Here is an 18,959-nt window from a genome sequence, read left to right as displayed (position 1 = left end):
GGCCGCGTCCGTCGGCGGTGGCGTCCGAGCAGGAAAACGAGCGGGATATTGAGCCTGGCAGTGCGTAGGGTTCAGGCCTTTTTCTCGACCTGATCGAGCCACTCGGCGAACATGCTTCGCGCCGCCTCTTCCAGCCGAGGACCGAAACGGGCGGTGTCGGCACGCAGTTCGCGCACGTCAAGGCCTTCAGCGGCGATTTCACCGGCGTTACCGATCAGCCAGGGTTCGAAGCGATCCGCGCGGATTTCCGGGTGACATTGCAGTGCCAGCACGTGTTGCCCCCACGTGAAGGCCTGGTTTTCGCAAGCAGGGGTCGAGGCCAGGCGTGTGGCGCCTGCCGGCAGCTCGAAGGTATCGCTGTGCCAATGCAGCATGGAAGTCTGCGCCCCGTCCAGATGACGAAGCGGTGACAGGCGACCGGCGTCGCTCAGCGTGAGAGGTGTCCAGCCGAGCTCAGTCTGCCCTGCCGGATAGACCCGGGCGCCCAGCGCTCGGGCAATCAGTTGCGCGCCGAGGCAAATGCCGAGGGTCGGCAGACCGGCCGCAATCCGCTTTTCGATCATCGACAGCAAGGGCACGAGCGTCGGGTAGCGAGCGTCGTCGGTAGCACTGATCGGGCCGCCCAGCACGACCATCAACGAAGGCGCCACGGGATTGGGCGCCTCGATGCGGGCCAGGCCGACATCGAGATAGCGTACCGGCCGACTGCGCTCTCCCAGCACCAGCTCGAGACTGCCCAGATCTTCGAAGTGGACATGGCGAATCGCCAGAACTTCGTGAATCATCGGCACAGCCCACCTTCAGTTTGACAAAAGGACACGCCGCAAAACGGCGCAAGACCGGCCGGACAAGCCGCATCGAGCGGCTGCCGCGGCCGGCCTGGCAGTGTGGCAGACCCCGCTTTATACCGCGTAGATCTTCCAGTTCTTCTTCTGGGTCGCGACGTCAGCGGTTTCGTGGACCGAGCAATCGAGACGCACGTCCGTGTCCGACATCTTCAGCTTGAGCAACGCGCAATAATGCGGCGTTTTCTTCGGATTCTTGCTCGGCTCGAAGTGCGTGCAGCTCAGACACATGCGGTGCGGCGGAATGTCTTCCTGCTCTTCGAGCTGGCGCACCGTCTTCAGCAGCGTGCGGTAGAACACCGCCTGCTCGTCCTCGCGCAGCGTACCGACTGCCTTGGCCAGGAAGTCCGGCCATTGCGCGGCGCGCTTGGCAGCCGTGCGGCCACGGGCCGTCAGACGCACCGCGAGGGCGCGGCCGTCGTCGAGCGCACGACGCTTTTCGACCAGCCCCTTGCTTTCCAGGGTGCTGACCGCGTCGCTCGTGGTCGCGGCGGTCAGCGCCGTTTCACGTGCGATTTCGCCAAGGCGCATCGGACCCTTGCGTTGCATCAGCAACACCAGAATCTCGCCTTGGGTGGGCGTCAAGCCTGCGCCTTCTGCCCACTCCCATGCCTGGCTTCGCATGGCCGTGCTCAGTCGCAATAGGCTGTGGGTGACTCGCCCGGTTGCCTGCTCTCCGTATACGCCTTCGCTCATAATCTTTCGTTGGTTGTTGACAGCATGCCGCTGCTTAGCCGGCCGTCGGGTGCCAAACACGCCGGCAGCCTGTGTGGGGGCAGCCTCGCCCGGATCACGGGCGGACCGAATCTACTACCTTGAAAATGTACCGCTTCGCACGCCAATCCTGGCGCACCCTACAACACTTTTTGCCGTCCCCGACCCGCATGCCGTCCAAACTTCCGGCCGGCAACACCAATGCGTCGGAGCTGCGAAACCGACATTCTATGCGAGAGCGGCGAATCGTACAGCTAACTTATTCACCGCAACCTGTGGATAACCACGGTAAAACGCCCGGAATAGCGTGTGCACCGATTCTTGACAAGCCTCTCGCACTGTTTTCATCCGCCAAAGTTATCCGCAGCCTGCGGCCCGGATACGCCCCGGAACCGCATGGTTATCATTTACCCATGATATTGACTTTGAAGGGAATTATTCAGTTGTCCACAGCCGATTGCAATGCTTGTTAACTACTACTACGTTTGTATACGTAAACTTCAGAAACTTCTAAGGAAGACTTATCTGGAATCAGGAGCACGAAAAAAATCTGCAAAAACCCGGGTTCTCCGGGTTCGGGAAGTGCGCCAGGCGCTCCTTTCGTTTGCCTCACCAAGCCTTACGTGATCACGCGCGCCATTGCAGACACTGTTGCCGAACCGCCTCGTGCAGCGATTTTTCATGCTCGAACACAGTACGCAGCCAGGTTGCATCGTTGACCTGACCACGTGCGATCGACGCCACTTCCGCCAGCGCCTTGCCCGATCCCAACGCCTCGGCATGCGGCGCGATCCGTTCGAGCGTTTCGAGAATGTCTTCCGAAATCGTCTTGCGCTCGCCGCTTTGCGGATCGATACAGGTGCCGGCCAGTCCGAAACGGCACGCTTCAAAACGGTTGAAGGTATAGACGAGGTAATCGTCCTCCCTCGGCGTCAGCGGTTTATCGAGCAACAGATGACGCGCGAGCGTCTGGATGTAGCAGGCAATCGCCGCGGCGCGGTCGACCGACAGCGGCGTATCCATCACCCGCACCTCGATCGTCCCAAAGCCTGGTTTCGGACGAATGTCCCAGTAAAAATCTTTCATGCTGTTCACGACACCCGTGTGAACCATCTTCGAAAAATATTCTTCGAAGCTGTCCCACGTCAGCATGAACGGCGCACGGCCCGAGAGCGGAAACGCAAACACCGAGTTCAGACGCGCGGAATGAAAGCCGGTGTCGACACCTTGCACGAACGGCGACGATGCCGACAGTGCGATGAAATGCGGAATAAAACGTGACATCGAATGCAGCAGATACAGCGCGCTGTTCGAATCCGGACAGCCGATGTGCACGTGCTGGCCGAACACCGTGAACTGCTTGGCGAGGTAGCCGTACAACTCGGAGAGGTACTGGAAACGCGGCGTATCGACAATCTGCCGGTCGCTCCATTGCTGAAACGCGTGAGTGCCGCCGCCGCACAAACCGACGTTCAGGTGATCGGCGGCGTTCACCAGCGTATCGCGGATCGTGCGCAGATCGGCCAGCGCCTGCTCGTGCGTGGTGCAGATGCCGGTGGAAAGTTCGATCATGCTTTCGGTGATTTCCGGCGTGATGTTGCCGGGAATCTTTTCATCCTTGATGAGCCGCAGCAGATCGGAAGCGGCTTTGGTCAGATCATAGTCATGGGTATTGACGATCTGCATCTCGAGTTCGATACCGAAGGTGAACGGTTGCGAATCGACGAAACGTTCGAGTGACATGGCGTCCCCTGATTCAAGTCGGTAGGACAGGCTCGGCCTGCCCCACCGTTTTCAATGTCGCAAATGCGTGCAGAAAAACAGCGTGCGGCATGGCATGCGCAACGGCAAGCCGTTCACTCACGCCGCTCGCCTACCATAGCGAGGCACCGATAGACGAGCCACGGTCCGACGATCTGCAACACGACGATCGAGCACATCATGATCGCGCGCAGGCTCGGATCCAGATTCGGATACAGGCTGTAGGTGTCGTCGACCAGCAAATACGCGAGCGCCGACATTGGCGAAAGCGACAGACCGAGTGCCACGCCCTGCTTCCAGTCGAGGCCGCTCGGCTTCGCGAACGCAAGCACGCCGACCAGTTTGCCGATCAGGCGCGCAACGATCAGTCCCAGTGCAGCGACTCCGCCGATAGCGATATCACGCCATTCGAATGACGTCAGCGTGAGCACGAACAGAATCACCGTAAGCAACCAGCCGGCTGTGCCGAAATGCTGAGGCCACAGTTGCGGCCTCGCCTCCATGTTCTTCACGATGATGCCTGCGGCGAGCAGGCTGAGAATCGTCGAGAGCTTGAACAGATGCGCAATGGCAATCGCCAGCAGCACGAGACCGAACAGCGCGACGAACGAATGCTCGTCCTGCATGTTCATGCGGCGATAGAAAAAGATACAGGTGCGCGCCAGCGCAAACGCGAGAACCAGTGAGCCGACCAGCAGATACAGCGGTTGCAGGATGGTGGCGAATACGTTGCCGTAGGCTTCCTGATGCAACCAGCCCGACACGAGTTTCTCTATCACCACCGCATACATGCTGTTGAGCGCGGTTAAGGTCATCAACCGTTGCGTGACCTGACCTTCTGCACGCAATTCCGTTTTCAACTGGATCACCATCGCCGGCGAAGTGGCCATTGCGATAGCCGCGAGCACCAGCGCGACGATGAGCGGCACATGCAGAAACAGCAGGGCCGGCAACACCAGCACAAACGTCAAAGTCGATTCGGCGATGCTCGACAGAATCAGCCAGGGATTGCGGCGGATCCAGCGCAAGTCGAGCCGGCTGCCGAGTTCGAACAGCAACAGGCCGAGTGCGACGTCGAGCAGCGGCCGGGCAGCTTTCGCCGAATCGGCATCGATCACACCGAAGCCGGCGCCGCCGGCAATCAGACCGATCACGGCATAACCGGAAATGCGTGGCAGTCGCCACGCGCGATAGCAAAGTTCGCCGCACAAACCGGCTGCGAGCAAGGCAAGGCCTGCCCAAAAGATGGCATCAGGTGAGAGCGGCCAGCCAGGAAAGAATGAAAACGCCGACTTCATCTTGGTGGGTTCTCCTTTGTCGGCAGGCGACACGAACTGGCAAAAACACCGGCAAGCGTATGTACGCGCGTACGCGCAATGCCCTCATCGCGACGTTCGCCTGGTGCCGACCTGCGTTGAGTGTTGTCAGCGATCGATCAATGATCGGGTGAAATCTGAACGCGCCGGACCTGCAAACCTGCAAGCAGTGAGTTCCGGTGTGCTGCCGCAGCATGACTCGCTATAGCAGCAGATCCCGGTATAGGTGAAAGAACGCCGTCGACTTGAATCAGAGTCTGATGGACCGGCACCGTTCCATTGGCGCGTCCGCCGTTTGACAGAAGGCAGGACGCGGAAAGAATGGCGATTGTGCCATAGCTTTTCCGCGTCGATTGAAAACGCTCGATTAGGTGCTGGAAGCGGTAAAAATGCACCTGTTTCGCAGAAGAACAAGAAAAAGCGACCGGTCGAAAGCAGACCAATGGAAAGCATTCGTTGTGCTTCGCCGGCTGGAAAGATTCAGTCGATCAGGGGTTGTGCGTGGTCGATAAGCGTTGTGAGGCGACGGCCTTTCTGTTTATTGGTTTACTCGTATGTATACGTAGTAGCAGTTAACAAGTCCGCGCCGTTTCTGTGGATAACTTAGGTTTACCGAACCGAATCAGTGTCTTGCCGACTGCACAACCCGCTGCACAGCGTGTGCGGCTGCAATGGTGGGAAGTGGGTAACTTTTTGCGTTTTCGGCGCGCATCGAAGTTACCCCGTTTACGTCCACATCCCGTCCACACGAGTTGCACCTGTAATCAGACGAGTTATCCACAGCAAGCCGTGGATAACTTTTTGCACCATGGATGATTTCAGCGGGCCGTGCGCTGGCGTAAAGCGCGCAGCAGAAAGCGGGCGGGGTCGAGATCTTCGGCGAGATCGCGCCCGATCGGCCAAGGCTCGCCTTCGATTTGCGAGGCGATCAGCTCGGCGCCAAGGCCGGCCCACACCAGGCCACGCGAGCCATATGCGAAGGCGCCGTATAGACCCGTCGCGCGCGGCAGATCGAGCGGCCAGGCGCCGCGCAGGCGCTCGCTGTCGTGGATTGCGGCCGCTTCGTCGGCCAGTGCGCCGATCATCGGCAGCCGGTCGCTGGTGACGCAGCGAAACGCTACGCGACCGGCTAGGGACGCAGGGTCCAACGCGTCGAAAGCGCTCGTCAATGTGGGCAGCATCAGCGCGAGGCGCTGCAGATTTTCGCGGTGTCCGGCGGTTTGCACGGCGCGTTCGGGGTCGTCGATATCGTAGGTCGCGCCGGTTAGCGTCACGCCGTCGGCGAGCGGCACGGCGTAACCGTCACCGATCACCGGCATGGCGAGCGGCGGCATGCTGCCGGCGGGCAGCAGCGTCAGTTGACCGCGTACGCTGCGGGTCGGTGCGTATTGCAGGCCGGCCAGACGCGCGGCGTCGTGCGCATTCGCGAAAACGACCACCGGCGCCTCGGCAAGCGTTTGGCCGTGCGCGTCGAGCACACGCCATTGATCTCCCACACGTTCGACGCGCGCCGCTTCAACACCGAAACGCCGCTCGAGTTGCGCGCCGGCGGCGGCGCACTGAGCGGCGCACAACGACGCCGGGTCGATCCAGCCGCCGTGCGGAAACAGCCAACCGCCCTGGCTCACTGGGAGCTTCGCAATCCTCTCTGCTTCGGCGCGACCAAGTAGCGTCACGTACTCAGGCGGATACGCGAACCTGGCCAATGCTTCGGCCATCGTGTTGGCTTCGTCGGCGCTTGCGGCTAGCTGGAGCAGTCCTTCAGCGCCACGCGTGAGCGCGTGGCCCGCCTGCGAGAGCATCGCCCAGCGCTGCAATGCATACAGAAACCCGGCCCGCGTGATGCGCGAGGCGACGCCGTCGTCACGCGAGAGCATCGGATGAAACACGCCGGCCGGATTTCCCGAAGCATCGCGTGCGAGTGCGTCATGCCGTTCGAGCGACGTGATGCGCCAACCGCGCGCGGCGAGCCGCTCGATCACGGCACAGCCGGCCAGCCCTGCGCCGATTACCACCGCGTGCCGTTCGTCTGCCGCGAGCGGGGCTGGCGGCTCGTGGCGGCGTACACGCCAACGCGGTGCAAAGTGGCCCACCAGCATGGCGCGCTTCCAGCCGAAGCCTTCGACCTTGCGGTATTCGAAGCCGGATTGCGTGAGGGTGCGCTTCACGTCGCCTGCACTTGTGTAGGTCGAAAAGGTGGCGCCGTCGCCGGCGAGCCGGGCAAGCGTTTTGAAAATCGCCGGTGTCCACAATTCGGGATTTTTCGCCGGAGCAAAGCCGTCCAGATAGAACGCGTCGGCGCGCAGCCAGAGGGTGGGCAGCGTTTCGGTGGCGTCGCCGAAAACCAGCGTGAGGACGACCCGTCCACCTTCGAATTCGAGCCGGTGCGTGCCCGGCACGAGGATTGGCCACGCCTGTGCCAAGGTTTGGCCGAGTTCGGCAATCGATGCGTCCGCAACCGTTGCGGCATAGGCGCTAAGCAGATCAGCCCTTGAAAACGGGTGCTTTTCGGTCGAAATGAAATGGAGCCGCTCGCAACGGGCCGGGTCGGCGCGCCAGGCGGCCCAGGTCATCAGGAAGTTGATGCCCATGCCGAAGCCCGTTTCCAGCACGGTGAAAAGGCGCCTGCCCTGCCACCGTTCGGGCAGCCGGTTGCCTTGCAGGAAGACGTATTCGGCCTGGGCAAGACCGCCCACGGCGCTGTGATAGATGTCGTCGTGGCGCGGCGAGAACGGCGTGCCGTTGTCGCGAAACGCGAGGATGGCGGGGATCAGCGGGTCGGTCATGCGAGGCAAAAAACCATCAGACAGGCAGGTCGATCTGCGCCGGACACAGCGCGCCGGCCATCGCGCAGCGGGCGATTGCGGGTCGCTCGACGCGTGGAGCGTTGGCAAAAACCAACGCCGGACCCCCGTAAAGCCCCGCTTTGGCGCCCGTTTGGATTCCAGGAATAACAAAAATCGTCATTTCTTGCCTAACTTCGCCTGGCAACCGCGTAATTCTTCGAAACCCTTATCCAGATTGGGTTTGCGCTGCGCTATCATAGCAAGCGCCGCGAAGGGAAGCGGCAGCACGGCCGTTTTGCCGGACCTGCCCCACGGGTTTGTCCGGCGCGCTCGGGAGCCGTAGCTGCTCGACGGCGCGGCCCGCGCACGTATAATCGGCGCGTTCGCGCTGTTCGTGTCAACCTAAACCAGAAAGGAACCTTAATGAACAAACAGGAACTGATCGACGCCGTCGCAGGTCAGACGGGCGCCAGCAAGGCTCAAACCGGCGAAACGCTGGACACGTTGCTCGAAGTCATCAAGAAGGCTGTGTCGAAGGGTGACGCGGTCCAGTTGATCGGTTTTGGTAGCTTCGGTTCGGGCAAGCGCGCAGCACGCACGGGCCGCAACCCGAAGACTGGCGAGACCATCAAGATCCCGGCCGCCAAGACCGTCAAGTTCACGGCTGGCAAGGCGTTCAAGGACGCAGTCAACAAGCGCTAAGCACATCACTGCTTGGATGTTGACACCCGCCACAGGCGGGTTTTTTTTCGCCCGCGCATGGCGCATGCCGTGCGCGGACCTGGCGTTTAGCCGTGAGGTTTTACGGCGTGCGCTCAGTGGTGGTGATGGACAATCTCACCTTCGCCGTGATCGTGGTCTTCTTCCGGGTCGAGGTCCCATGCCGGGAACGGGTCGGTGAATTGTTGCCAGCCTTGCGCGCCCAACGCGTACTCATCGTCGCTCAACAGGCACGCATCGAACTTCGCCTGCCACACGGCGGGTTCGATACCGACGCCGATCATCACCAGTTCCTGACGACGGTCGCCGATGCTGAAATCGTTCGCATCGCCGTACCAGTCGGCGGCGATTTCCGCGGCGAGCTCGTCATCGCCGTCGGGCCACTCGCTGCGATCCTGGGCCGCCCACCACATCCCTGCCGGGCCGTGACGGCATGCACCGCCGGCTTGCGAGAGCGAACCGGCAATGTCATTGCGGGTGGCCAGCCAGAAAAATCCCTTGCTGCGCAGCACGCCCCGCCACTCTTCGTGCAGGAGTGCCCACAAACGTTCGGGATGAAACGGCCGGCGCGCGCGATAGATGAAATTGCCGATGCCGAACTCGTCTGCTTCGCCGCTGTGATCGTGTTCGTGATGCAGCGATTCGAGCCAGCCGGGCGCGCTCGATGCCTCGTCGAAATCGAAGCGCTTCGTATCCAGCACTTCATCTAGCGGCACCACGCCGAAACGGCTCACCACCTGCACTGCTCGCGGATTGATGCGCGCCAGAATCCGTTGCAGGCGCGTGAGGTCGTCCGCGCTGACGAGATCCGCCTTGTTCACGACAAGCACGTCGCAGAACTCGATCTGCTCGATCAGCAATTCAACCAGCGTGCGGTCGTCTTCTTCGTTCGCGGCAATGCCGCGCTCGGCGAGCGCGTCGGCGCAGGCGTAGTCGCGCAGGAAGTTGAACGCATCCACCACCGTGACCATCGTGTCGAGCCGCGCGACATCGGAGAGCGAGGCGCCGTCATCGTCCACGAAGGTGAAGGTTTCGGCGATCGGCATGGGTTCCGCAATGCCGGTCGATTCGATCAGGATGGCGTCGAAGCGCTGCTCGCCGGCAAGGCGCCGGATCTCGGTCAGCAGGTCGTCGCGCAACGTGCAGCAGATACAGCCATTGGTCATCTCGACCAGTTGTTCTTCGACATGCGAGAGCGCGGCGGCATCGCGCACGAGGCTCGCATCGATATTCACGGCGGCCAGATCGTTGACGATCACGGCCACGCGCAGCCCGGCGCGGTTCGCGAGAATATGGTTCAGGAGCGTGGTCTTGCCGGCGCCCAAAAAACCGGAGAGCACGGTGACGGGCAAGGTCGGCTGGTTCATCGCAGTACGGAAACGGAGAGGATTAGGAGGCGTGCCGGACGTTCAAGCGAGACGCATGGCCGACGGCAGCACGAAGCTGCATTGTGCATCAAACCCACGCCGGTCGCCCAAAACCGCGCCGCCCACGCTCAGCGCGAGGCGCGCATCAGGTTCCACTTCTGCAGGATAGCCACGATTTGTTGCGCATACTTGTCGCGCAATGCCGGTGTTTCCGAATGATAGGCGCCGACAGCTTGCCAGGTGTTGCCGTACTTGTTCATCTGCTGACGCAGATGCCAGGCGGCGATATAGACGTTCTTGCACGGCTCCATCAGCGTGTTGCTGGAGATGCCGTACTGGGCGAGCGTGGGCAGATGGATCGAGTTGATCTGCATCAGGCCGTAATCGGTCGAACCATTGGCGTTCTTATGCAGCGCCTCGGGCCGGTTATGCGATTCCTGCCAGGCAATGGCCCGCAAGATCAGCGGGTTGACCTTCTGATAGCGGGCCGCTTCATCGAAACAGTCGGCGTGTGCCGGCCCCGCTGCGAGCAGCGTAGCGAGTACCGCGCCAACGGTGACAAAGGCCAGTTTCATCGGTCAAGATGACTAAACAATTCACGAAGGTAAGATTACGTAAGGCGTTCTGCATGGGTAGCATGCGCTCCCAATCGCTTGCAAACCCGCCAACAGCAAGCCTGTGCCAGACATCGGGGAAAACCCGTGTAGGCAAGCGGCGGTCATCAGGGAGAACGGCCCCTATGATACTGGCAGGTGGTCGAGCGTCAAGTTAGCTACCCGACATAAGCTCGCGAAAAACGAACATGGCAAAACGCTTGAGTAAGTCCCTACTAGAGCTTTCAAAAGTTTGACAGTGTGCATGGCTGATTAGAGTAATCGCACCGGAGCTGTTGTTTTGTGACAAATCCGACATGAAAAGCTGTTACTGTTCATTTCTTTTTGGACATAGGTTGAAAGGTAGTCTGGGTTGCCCGCATCCGAGGGGGCGCGAGCAGGCCGAAGGACCCTCTCGTTCGCGCCTATGTTCGTTGCGCATGACAGTCGATCGCTTCGGCGCTCGGCATCGACATCACACTCCATGAGAAGAAATCGTATGGCATTGCGTCGCGTCGCAACGGCGCTGCTGGTGGCTGGATTGATCACTGCGCAGATCGCACACGCTCAGGTGACACTCAACTTCGTCAACGCCGACATCGATCAGGTGGCCAAGGCGATTGGCGCCGCAACCGGCAAAACGATCATCGTCGACCCTCGCGTCAAGGGTCAGTTGAATCTCGTCTCCGAAAACCCGGTGCCCGAAGACCAGGCGCTCAAGACCTTGCAGTCCGCCTTGCGGATGCAAGGCTTTGCGCTGGTGCAGGATCACGGTGTGCTGAAGGTGGTGCCGGAGGCCGATGCGAAGCTGCAGGGCGTACCGACCTACGTCGGCAATACGCCGGTGGCGAGCGGCGATCAGGTGATCACGCAGGTGTTCCAGCTCAAGAACGAATCGGCCAATAACGTGCTGCCGGTGCTGCGTCCGCTGATTTCTCCGAACAACACGGTGGCGGCTTACCCGTCCAACAACACGATCGTCGTGACCGATTACGCCGACAACGTGCGGCGCATCGGGCAGATCATCGCGGGTATCGATACGGCTGCGGGCACCCAGGTCCAGGTGGTGCCGCTGAGGAATGCCAATGCACTCGACATCGCGCCGCAACTGTCGAAGATGCTCGATCCGGGCGCGATCGGCGCCACCGATGCGACGCTCAAGGTATCGATCACGGCCGACCCGCGTACCAACTCGCTGCTGATTCGCGCCTCGAACGGCTCGCGGCTCGCAGCCGCGAAGGAACTGGCGAAGGAGCTCGATGCACCGAGCGCCGTGCCCGGCAACATGCACGTCGTGCCGCTGCGCAACGCCGACGCCGCGACGCTCGCCAAGACCTTGCGCGGAATGCTCGGTAAAGGCAGCGACTCCGGCTCGTCGAGCGGCGCCTCGAACAGTGCGAATTCGTTCAACCAGGGTGGCGGCGGCTCGTACGGCAGCAGTTCGACGGGCACCTCGGGTACGCCGCCGCTGCCGTCTGGCGGTCTCGGCAGCAGCTCGGGCTCGTCACCGCTCGGCGGCAGCGGCGGGACATCGGGCTCGAGCGGCGGCTATGGTTCCAGCAGCGAGCTGCTTGGCGGCGACAAGGACAAGGAAGAGAATCAACCGGGCGGCATGATCCAGGCGGACGCGGCGACCAACTCGCTGATCATCACGGCGCCCGAGCCGGTGTACCGCAACCTGCGGGCGGTGATCGACCAGCTCGATGCGCGGCGCGCCCAGGTCTATATCGAGGCGCTGATCGTCGAGCTGAACTCGAACACGAACGCCAATCTCGGGATTCAGTGGCAGGTCGCAAACGGTTCGGTGCTTGCCGGCACCAACCTGGCCACCGGCACCGGCAACAGCATCATCAATCTGACCGCAGCGGCCGCGACGGCGACCACCGGCGGTCTGGCGGGAGCGCTTGGAGCCTCGAATCTCCAGCAAGGCCTCAACGTCGGCTGGGTGCACAACATTTTCGGTGTGCAGGGACTGGGTGCGCTGCTGCAGGCGCTCTCGCAGACCGCCGACGCAAACGTGCTGTCGACACCTAACCTCATCACGCTCGACAACGAGGAAGCCAAGATCGTGGTCGGCACGAACGTGCCGATCCAGACGGGTTCGTATTCGAACCTCACGAGCAGCACCGCGAGCAGCGCGTTCAATACCTACGACCGCGTCGATGTCGGTCTGACGCTGCACGTCAAGCCGCAGATCACCGACGGCGGGATTCTCAAGCTGCAGCTCTACACGGAAGACTCGGCGATCGTCAACGGCACGACCAACGCGGCGACCAACCCGGCCGGCCCGGAGTTCACCAAGCGTTCGATCCAGTCGACCGTGCTCGCCGATAACGGCGAGATCATCGTGCTGGGCGGCCTGATGCAGGACAACTACCAGGTCAGCAACAGCAAGGTGCCGCTGCTGGGCGATATTCCGTGGATCGGCCAGTTGTTCCGCTCGGAATCGAAGAGCCGCAACAAGACCAACCTGATGGTGTTCCTGCGCCCCGTGATCATCAGCGATCGCAATACCGCGCAGGCCGTCACGTCGAACCGCTACGACTATATCCAGGGCGTACAGGGTGCCTACAAGTCGGACAATAACCTGATCAAGGACAACGACGACCCGGTGGTTCCGCCGAAGCCGATTGGTCCGGCCGAGGGCGGATCGGCCGAGATGAACCTGTTCAATCTCGACGCGATGCGTCGTCAGCAGATGGCGCCGCGGCCCGCTCCCGCACCGGCGACCTCCGCGCCGGCAACGAACGGCGCCGTGCAGGCCAGCCCTGTACCGGCCGCATCTTCCACGGCATCGCCGGGAGTGCAGCCGTGAGTACGCCGTCCACGCCGCCGTCAGCTTCTGCGTCATCCGCGGCGGCGCGAGCCGGTGCCGCGGTTGCCGGGCAACCTGCCGAGCGCATCACGCCGTCGGCGGTCGCCGCGCGACTCGTGCCGTATGGCTTTGCGCGCAGCGGCCAGATACTGGTTGCGCATCAGCACGCCGACGCACTGGAAGTCTGGATCAGCGAACGCACGAGCGATGCGGCACTTGCCGAAGTGGCGCGCAATTTCGGCGCGCTGACGGTGGTGCGTTTGCCGGCGGACGAACTCTCGTTGGCGATCAACCAGGCGTACGCGCGCCAGGACGGCACCGCCGCGCAAGTGGTCGGCGAGGTGGAAGGCGAAGTCGATCTGTCGCGGTTGATGCAGGAGATTCCCGAGGTCGAGGACCTGCTGGAATCGGAAGACGATGCGCCGATCATCCGCATGATCAACGCCCTGCTCACCCAGGCGGCTCGCGAACAGGCTTCGGATATTCATATCGAGCCGTTCGAGAATGCCTCGGTGGTGCGGTTCCGTGTCGACGGTACCTTGCGCGACGTGGTGCGGCCCAAGAAAGCGCTGCACGGCGCGCTGATCTCGCGGATCAAGATCATGGCGCAGCTCGATATCGCGGAGAAACGTTTGCCGCAGGACGGCCGCATTACGCTGCGCGTCGGTGGCCGGCCGGTCGACGTGCGGGTGTCGACCCTGCCGACCGGGCACGGCGAGCGTGCGGTGCTGCGTCTGCTGGAAAAGGATGCTTCGCGTCTGAATCTCGAAGCGCTCGGCATGGGCCCGGACACGCTCGTGAAATTCGACAAGCTGATCGGCCGCCCGCACGGTATCGTGCTGGTGACCGGGCCGACCGGCTCGGGCAAGACAACCACGCTGTATGCGTCGATGTCGCGCCTCGAGACTGCGACGACCAACATCATGACCGTCGAAGATCCGATTGAATACGATCTGTCCGGCATCGGCCAGACCCAGGTCAACGAGCGGATCGGCATGAGCTTCGCGCGGGCGTTGCGCTCGATCCTGCGGCAGGATCCGGACATCATCATGATCGGTGAAATCCGCGATCTGGAAACCGCGCAGATCGCCGTGCAGGCCTCGCTGACGGGTCACCTCGTGCTGGCGACGCTGCACACCAACGACGCGGCTTCGGCCGTGACGCGTTTGACCGACATGGGCGTGGAGCCGTATCTGCTGGCGTCCTCGCTGCTCGGCGTGCTGGCGCAGCGGCTGGTGCGCCGGCTCTGTCCGGTGTGCCGCGAAGAGCGCACGGATGAAGACGGCCGCGTGCAATGGCATCCGGTGGGTTGCGACAAATGCGGCCAGTCCGGCTATGCGGGACGGCGCGGCGTGTATGAGTTGCTGCTGATCGACGACGCGATTCGTACGCTGATTCACCGTAACGCTGCCGATTCGGAGATCCTCACCGCTGGTCGCAGCCGGGGCATGCGCACACTGCGCGAGGACGCCGACCGCTGGCTCGCTTCGGGCCTGACCTCGCTCGAGGAAGTGATCCGCGTGACGGGCGGAGCCTAAGTCCATGCCGGCATTTCGTTTCGAAGCGATCGATGCGACGGGCAAGGCGCAAAAAGGCGTACTCGACGCGGACAGTGCGCGTGGCGCCCGTACCCATCTGCGCGGCCAGGGACTGACGCCGCTGCTGGTCGAGCCGGCCGCCAGCCGCACGCGCGGCGAGCGCAATCAGCGGCTCTCGCTCGGGCGGCGTTTGTCGCAACGCGAGCAGGCGATTCTCACGCGCCAACTGGCGAGTCTGCTGATCGCCGGCTTACCGCTCGACGAAGCACTCGCCGTGCTGACCGAACAGTCGGAGCGCGACTACATCCGCGAACTGATGGCGTCGATTCGCGCGGAAGTGCTCGGCGGCCACTCGCTCGCCAATGCGCTGCAGCAGCATCCGAAAGATTTTCCGGAGATCTATCGCGCGCTGGTGGCGGCGGGCGAGCACACGGGCAAGCTCGGCCTGGTGCTGTCGCGCCTTGCCGACTACATCGAGCAGCGCAACGCGCTCAAGCAGAAGATCGTACTGGCGTTCACCTATCCGGCTATCGTCACGATCATCGCCTTCGGCATCGTCACGTTCCTGTTGAGCTATGTGGTGCCGCAGGTCGTCAATGTGTTTACCAGCACCAAGCAGCAGTTGCCGTTTCTCACCATCATGATGATGGCGCTCTCCGGCTTCGTGCGGAAATGGTGGTGGGCGGTGCTGATCGGAGTCGCACTGCTCGCGTATCTCGTGCGGTCGGTTCTGGCGCAGCCGGGCCCGCGTCTCGCCTTCGACCGCTGGCTCCTGACCGCCCCGCTGCTCGGCAAGCTGGTGCGCGGCTATAACACGGTGCGCTTTGCCAGCACGCTCGGGATCCTGACGGCCGCTGGTGTGCCGATCTTGCGCGCGCTGCAGGCAGCGAGCGAAACGCTCAGCAATCGGGCCATGCGCGACAACATCGACGACGCCATCGTGCGGGTGCGCGAAGGCACGTCGCTGTCGCGCGCATTGGGCAATACGCGGACGTTTCCGCCGGTGCTGGTGCACCTGATTCGCTCAGGTGAAGCGACCGGCGACGTGACGACGATGCTCGACCGCGCGGCGGAAGGCGAAGCGGGCGAACTGGAACGGCGCACGATGTTCCTGACGAGCCTGCTCGAACCGTTGCTGATTCTGGCGATGGGGGGCGTGGTGTTGGTGATCGTGCTGGCGGTGATGCTGCCGATCATCGAGTTGAACAACCTGGTGCAGTGAGGCGGCGCGGCGGCCGCGATTGCGGCCGCATGGCTGACTCAACGCACGTAGATGGTGGGACCGGCTGGGTTGGCGGGCAGGAACACTTCGGAATGCACGCCGTTGCGGTCGATGATGATCGAACGGGGGCGCACTTCGTAGAGCTTGGCGCCCTGCATGATGGTGCTGCCGAGCGCGACGGCCCGCGGCGGTTGGCCACCCGCGCTGATGATGGCAGCGCCACCTTCCTGCAGCGACAGAATGCCGAACAGGCTCACGTCCTGGTTGGCGCTGCGCTGCAGTTGCCCGCCGAACAGCGTGGCCGCCTGTTCGACCGAGATCGGCGCATGCACGGCGGCCGCCGGCAACGGACCGCCGCGCAGCGCGGTGAGCGTGACGAGCCAGTAGGTAAGCGTCGCGCAGAATACGGCGAAGAGCGCGAGCGACAGAAGGCGGATCTGGATGGCGTTCATGCACATCATTGTACGGACTATTGTGAATTTTGCGTTGGTTGAAAGCGCCCCTAACCTGGCGCTTCGCGCCAGGCCCCCCGAGGGATTGAGAAAACGTAAGGCGGCCCGGTGTTTTCTCACAACCCTTCAACTGCATGACATTAAAATGACTGAACGGCAGTGTTAAATCGCGCCCGGACCCTGGTTTGCGCAACACTCGCCTGACACGAAAATCTTCCTGAAAAGAGGTAGCAAGCTATGCAAATGTGGACCACTCGCCGCACCGAAATTGCGGGTCTGCGTAACCGCCGTCAACGCGGTTTTACGTTGATCGAAATCATGGTGGTGATTGCGATTCTCGGGATTCTGGCCGCGCTGATCGTACCGAAGATCATGAGCCGTCCGGACGAGGCGCGTCGTGTTGCTGCGAAGCAGGACATCGGCACGATCATGCAGGCCATGAAGCTGTACCGTCTCGACAACGGCCGCTATCCGACCCAGGACCAGGGGCTGCGCGCACTGATCGAAAAGCCGACCACCGATCCGGTGCCGAACAACTGGAAGGACGGCGGCTATCTAGAGCGCTTGCCGAACGATCCGTGGGGCAATCCGTATCAGTACCTGAACCCTGGCGTGCACGGTGAAATCGACGTCTTCAGCTACGGCGCCGACGGCAAACCAGGTGGTGAAGGCAACGACGCCGACATAGGCTCGTGGGACTAACCGCTTGAGCTTGTTACCCGCTCTCTCGCTTGACGCCGGCACCATGTCCCTGCCCGATTGCAAGTTTCGTGTTGCCGCGGCGCGTGCGGCGAGGATGCCGCACAGGGCATGCGGCGCGCATCGTCAGCGCATGCCGCGGCAAGCGGGTTTCACGTTGCTGGAGATGCTGGTGGTGCTGGTGATTGCCGGGCTGCTGGTATCGCTGGCGTCGATCGCGATGACGCGCAATCCGCGCACGGATCTGAATGAAGAAGCGCAACGGTTGGCCTTGCTGTTCGAATCGGCTGGCGATGAAGCGCAGGTCCGCGCACGGCCTATTGCATGGCAACCGTTGGACGGCGGTTTTCGATTCGACATGCATACCGATGACGGCTGGCGTCCGTTGCGCGACGACCTGCTTGGACCACGCCGCTGGGAAGGTGGCGTGACGAGCGTGACGATCGACTATCCGGGTTCGGACATGCATCCGCCGCGGGTGGTGTTCGGCACGGAGAGCATCGACGCGCCGGTCCAGGTCACGCTGTTTTCCGCCGCGGGACAGGCGACGATCGTAGGTACAGGTAATGGCCGCTATGAGGTGCGTTGAGATGGGCGGCCCGCTCGGGAAGGTGCGCGCACGGTCATGCGGCGGGACGCAGCGCGGCTTTACGATGATCGAAGTGCTGGTGGCGCTGGCGATTATCGCGGTGGCGTTAGCGGCGTCGTTGCGCGCGGTGGGCAATCTGGCGAGCAGCGAGGTGGAGTTGCATCAACGGTTGTTGGCGGGCTGGAGTGCGGACAACATGCTGGCGCAGTTGAAGCTGTCGCATAGCTGGCCGGATGTGGGGTCGAGCAGCTTTGACTGTTCGCAGGGGAATTTGCAGTTGCTTTGTACGGAACGGGTGACGGCGACGCCGAATCCGGTGTTCCGTCGCGTTGAGGTGTTGGTGACGACACCGGGCCGCGCCGGCAATCTTGCCCAGATGGTGACGGTGGTGGCGAATGAAACGAACCGCTCGCTCTGAGCGCCGCGGCCGCCGGCCGGCGCATGGCTTTACGCTGATCGAGCTGCTGGTTGCGATTGCGATTCTGGCGGTGATCGCGGTGTTGTCGTGGCGCGGCCTGGATCAGATCATCCGTGGCCGCCAGACGATTACGAACGCGATGGAAGACGAGCGGGTGTTTGCGCAGTTGTTCGACCAGATGCGCATTGATGTGCGGCATGCCGCGACCGATGACGAATCGGGGCAAGCGGCGGTGTCGGTGAACGGCGATGTCCTGCAGATCGTGCGGGAACTGGATATGCCGGAGACGGCACCACGCTTGCAGGTGGTGCGGTATCGGGTGGCCGATGGCCGGGTGATCCGCTACGCATCGCCGCCGCTCGGCAATGTTGGCGAGTTGCGGCGGGCCCTGCGGGGCGGCGAGGGAGACGACTGGAGCGCGGTGCCTTTGATGGGGGGCGTTGGCTCGATCGATGCGCGACTGTTTGTGCCGAAGGTGGGGTGGACGACGCAGATGAAGGATGTGCAGGCCGCGATTACCGAGAGCGATAACAACCTGAAAGTGCCGCAGCTCGGCAATGCGCCGCTGCCGCGGTCTGTTACGGGGCTTGAGGTCATTATTGGGGCTAGTTCGCTGGCGCGGCCTGTTACGCGGGTTTTTCTCGTCGGAGAGTGAATTTATGTTTGTTGATTTACTACCGTTGGGGTTTGCTCTTTCTTCTTTCTCTCCTGTTGCTGCGCAGGCTTTTCTGTTTGCCTATGGCATTGGCCTTTCCTTGTTTTGCTTTTGGTCTATTAGCGTCGCCCCTGTGCGGGGCAGCACCTACTTTTCTTTGCCGCGGCAAAGAAAAGTAGGCAAAAGAAAGCCGCTCACCCCGCTAGCTTTTAGGTGTCCACCACTTAGGCCAACACGGAGGGGTCCGCACGAGGACCTGCTCTCATATCTCCCCACGTTAGTGACACAGCAGTCATCCGCTCCAGCGTCGCGCTTCGCGCCCCGCCGAAGGGCACAACGCCCCGCGCAAACCACTGCTGGTTTTGCCAACAGGCTGCACGCCTTGCAAACCACAAAGGGTTATGCCGAACCGACGCGCACGGAGTGCGAGGGCGGGATGGATGAGTGCTGTGTCACTAACGTGAGTGGT

The 18,959-nt window shown here is 62.3% G+C and carries 16 protein-coding genes; 8 read left to right on the top strand and 8 right to left on the bottom strand.

Annotation, left to right across the window (positions count from 1 at the left end; genetic code table 11):
- Nucleotides 1–71 precede the first annotated feature (71 nt).
- From AC1ECK_RS03850 to mnmC, 5 genes are all read right to left on the bottom strand, one after another.
- The gene (locus AC1ECK_RS03850; protein WP_480316040.1) at nucleotides 72–785 is read right to left on the bottom strand and encodes a glutamine amidotransferase; all 714 of its coding nucleotides are present in this window, start codon (nucleotides 783–785) and stop codon (nucleotides 72–74) included.
- 117 nt (nucleotides 786–902) lie between these two features.
- Nucleotides 903–1,541, bottom strand: coding sequence for a MarR family winged helix-turn-helix transcriptional regulator (locus AC1ECK_RS03845; protein WP_480316038.1), 639 nt, complete (start codon nucleotides 1,539–1,541; stop codon nucleotides 903–905).
- A 645-nt stretch (nucleotides 1,542–2,186) separates the two neighbouring features.
- A complete protein-coding gene (locus tag AC1ECK_RS03840) occupies nucleotides 2,187–3,302 on the bottom strand; it encodes a YbdK family carboxylate-amine ligase (protein ID WP_480316036.1) in 1,116 nt (371 codons plus the stop codon).
- Between the two features lie 113 nt (nucleotides 3,303–3,415).
- Nucleotides 3,416–4,618: a cation:proton antiporter gene (locus tag AC1ECK_RS03835; protein ID WP_480316034.1), complete on the bottom strand. Its 1,203-nt coding sequence runs from the start codon at nucleotides 4,616–4,618 to the stop codon at nucleotides 3,416–3,418.
- Nucleotides 4,619–5,454: 836 nt separating this feature from the next.
- A complete protein-coding gene (gene mnmC, locus AC1ECK_RS03830) occupies nucleotides 5,455–7,422 on the bottom strand; it encodes a bifunctional tRNA (5-methylaminomethyl-2-thiouridine)(34)-methyltransferase MnmC2/FAD-dependent 5-carboxymethylaminomethyl-2-thiouridine(34) oxidoreductase MnmC1 (RefSeq protein WP_480316032.1) in 1,968 nt (655 codons plus the stop codon).
- A 423-nt stretch (nucleotides 7,423–7,845) separates the two neighbouring features.
- Here mnmC and AC1ECK_RS03825 point away from each other — a divergent pair, with 423 nt between their 5' ends.
- Complete coding sequence (locus AC1ECK_RS03825; RefSeq protein WP_074262967.1) at nucleotides 7,846–8,124, top strand: HU family DNA-binding protein; 279 nt, start codon at nucleotides 7,846–7,848, stop codon at nucleotides 8,122–8,124.
- 113 nt (nucleotides 8,125–8,237) lie between these two features.
- Here AC1ECK_RS03825 and AC1ECK_RS03820 read toward each other — a convergent pair whose 3' ends face one another.
- On the bottom strand, nucleotides 8,238–9,509 hold the full coding sequence (locus AC1ECK_RS03820) for a GTP-binding protein (protein ID WP_480316029.1): 1,272 nt from the start codon (nucleotides 9,507–9,509) through the stop codon (nucleotides 8,238–8,240).
- Between the two features lie 128 nt (nucleotides 9,510–9,637).
- The gene (locus AC1ECK_RS03815) at nucleotides 9,638–10,084 is read right to left on the bottom strand and encodes a lytic transglycosylase domain-containing protein (protein ID WP_480316027.1); all 447 of its coding nucleotides are present in this window, start codon (nucleotides 10,082–10,084) and stop codon (nucleotides 9,638–9,640) included.
- A gap of 517 nt (nucleotides 10,085–10,601) precedes the next feature.
- Between AC1ECK_RS03815 and gspD the strand changes: the two genes are divergently transcribed.
- Genes gspD through gspF form a run of 3 tightly spaced genes read left to right on the top strand, consistent with a single transcriptional unit; the run spans nucleotide 10,602 to nucleotide 15,677 of the window.
- Nucleotides 10,602–12,917, top strand: coding sequence for a type II secretion system secretin GspD (gspD, locus tag AC1ECK_RS03810; RefSeq protein ID WP_480316025.1), 2,316 nt, complete (start codon nucleotides 10,602–10,604; stop codon nucleotides 12,915–12,917).
- Nucleotides 12,914–14,455, top strand: a complete 1,542-nt coding sequence (gene gspE, locus AC1ECK_RS03805; protein ID WP_480316023.1) for a type II secretion system ATPase GspE — start codon at nucleotides 12,914–12,916, stop codon at nucleotides 14,453–14,455. Before gspD ends, gspE begins: the two co-directional genes overlap by 4 nt.
- Nucleotides 14,456–14,459: 4 nt before the next feature.
- The gene (gene gspF / locus AC1ECK_RS03800; protein ID WP_480316021.1) at nucleotides 14,460–15,677 is read left to right on the top strand and encodes a type II secretion system inner membrane protein GspF; all 1,218 of its coding nucleotides are present in this window, start codon (nucleotides 14,460–14,462) and stop codon (nucleotides 15,675–15,677) included.
- A gap of 38 nt (nucleotides 15,678–15,715) precedes the next feature.
- Here the strand turns inward: gspF and AC1ECK_RS03795 are convergent, their stop codons facing one another.
- A complete protein-coding gene (locus AC1ECK_RS03795) occupies nucleotides 15,716–16,138 on the bottom strand; it encodes a type II secretion system protein N (RefSeq protein WP_480316019.1) in 423 nt (140 codons plus the stop codon).
- A gap of 228 nt (nucleotides 16,139–16,366) precedes the next feature.
- On the opposite strand from AC1ECK_RS03795, the gene gspG reads away from it, so the two are divergent.
- The 4 genes from gspG (at nucleotide 16,367) to AC1ECK_RS03775 (ending at nucleotide 18,490) form a co-directional block, all read left to right on the top strand.
- Entirely contained in the window at nucleotides 16,367–16,831 is a 465-nt protein-coding gene (gene gspG / locus AC1ECK_RS03790) for a type II secretion system major pseudopilin GspG (protein WP_480316017.1), read from the top strand.
- A gap of 94 nt (nucleotides 16,832–16,925) precedes the next feature.
- Nucleotides 16,926–17,417: a GspH/FimT family pseudopilin gene (locus AC1ECK_RS03785; RefSeq protein WP_480316015.1), complete on the top strand. Its 492-nt coding sequence runs from the start codon at nucleotides 16,926–16,928 to the stop codon at nucleotides 17,415–17,417.
- 1 nt (nucleotide 17,418) lies between these two features.
- Nucleotides 17,419–17,835, top strand: a complete 417-nt coding sequence (gspI, locus tag AC1ECK_RS03780; RefSeq protein ID WP_480316013.1) for a type II secretion system minor pseudopilin GspI — start codon at nucleotides 17,419–17,421, stop codon at nucleotides 17,833–17,835.
- Nucleotides 17,813–18,490: a PulJ/GspJ family protein gene (locus AC1ECK_RS03775; RefSeq protein WP_480316010.1), complete on the top strand. Its 678-nt coding sequence runs from the start codon at nucleotides 17,813–17,815 to the stop codon at nucleotides 18,488–18,490. The genes gspI and AC1ECK_RS03775 overlap by 23 nt, the downstream gene beginning before the upstream one ends.
- The last annotated feature ends 469 nt before the right edge of the window (nucleotides 18,491–18,959 follow it).

Source organism: Paraburkholderia sp. SSBN10T, from assembly GCF_056619545.1.
This window is presented reverse-complemented; position numbering and strand designations above follow the sequence as displayed.

Bases quoted from the DNA above. Each gene is read 5' to 3' on its own strand.
- AC1ECK_RS03850 (WP_480316040.1), bottom strand. From the start codon at position 785: ATGATTCACGAAGTTCTGGCGATTCGCCATGTCCACTTCGAAGATCTG.
- AC1ECK_RS03845 (WP_480316038.1), bottom strand. From the start codon at position 1,541: ATGAGCGAAGGCGTATACGGAGAGCAGGCAACCGGGCGAGTCACCCAC.
- AC1ECK_RS03840 (WP_480316036.1), bottom strand. From the start codon at position 3,302: ATGTCACTCGAACGTTTCGTCGATTCGCAACCGTTCACCTTCGGTATC.
- AC1ECK_RS03835 (WP_480316034.1), bottom strand. From the start codon at position 4,618: ATGAAGTCGGCGTTTTCATTCTTTCCTGGCTGGCCGCTCTCACCTGAT.
- mnmC (WP_480316032.1), bottom strand. From the start codon at position 7,422: ATGACCGACCCGCTGATCCCCGCCATCCTCGCGTTTCGCGACAACGGC.
- AC1ECK_RS03825 (WP_074262967.1), top strand. From the start codon at position 7,846: ATGAACAAACAGGAACTGATCGACGCCGTCGCAGGTCAGACGGGCGCC.
- AC1ECK_RS03820 (WP_480316029.1), bottom strand. From the start codon at position 9,509: ATGAACCAGCCGACCTTGCCCGTCACCGTGCTCTCCGGTTTTTTGGGC.
- AC1ECK_RS03815 (WP_480316027.1), bottom strand. From the start codon at position 10,084: ATGAAACTGGCCTTTGTCACCGTTGGCGCGGTACTCGCTACGCTGCTC.
- gspD (WP_480316025.1), top strand. From the start codon at position 10,602: ATGGCATTGCGTCGCGTCGCAACGGCGCTGCTGGTGGCTGGATTGATC.
- gspF (WP_480316021.1), top strand. From the start codon at position 14,460: ATGCCGGCATTTCGTTTCGAAGCGATCGATGCGACGGGCAAGGCGCAA.
- AC1ECK_RS03795 (WP_480316019.1), bottom strand. From the start codon at position 16,138: ATGATGTGCATGAACGCCATCCAGATCCGCCTTCTGTCGCTCGCGCTC.
- gspG (WP_480316017.1), top strand. From the start codon at position 16,367: ATGCAAATGTGGACCACTCGCCGCACCGAAATTGCGGGTCTGCGTAAC.
- AC1ECK_RS03785 (WP_480316015.1), top strand. From the start codon at position 16,926: ATGCCGCACAGGGCATGCGGCGCGCATCGTCAGCGCATGCCGCGGCAA.
- gspI (WP_480316013.1), top strand. From the start codon at position 17,419: ATGGGCGGCCCGCTCGGGAAGGTGCGCGCACGGTCATGCGGCGGGACG.
- AC1ECK_RS03775 (WP_480316010.1), top strand. From the start codon at position 17,813: ATGAAACGAACCGCTCGCTCTGAGCGCCGCGGCCGCCGGCCGGCGCAT.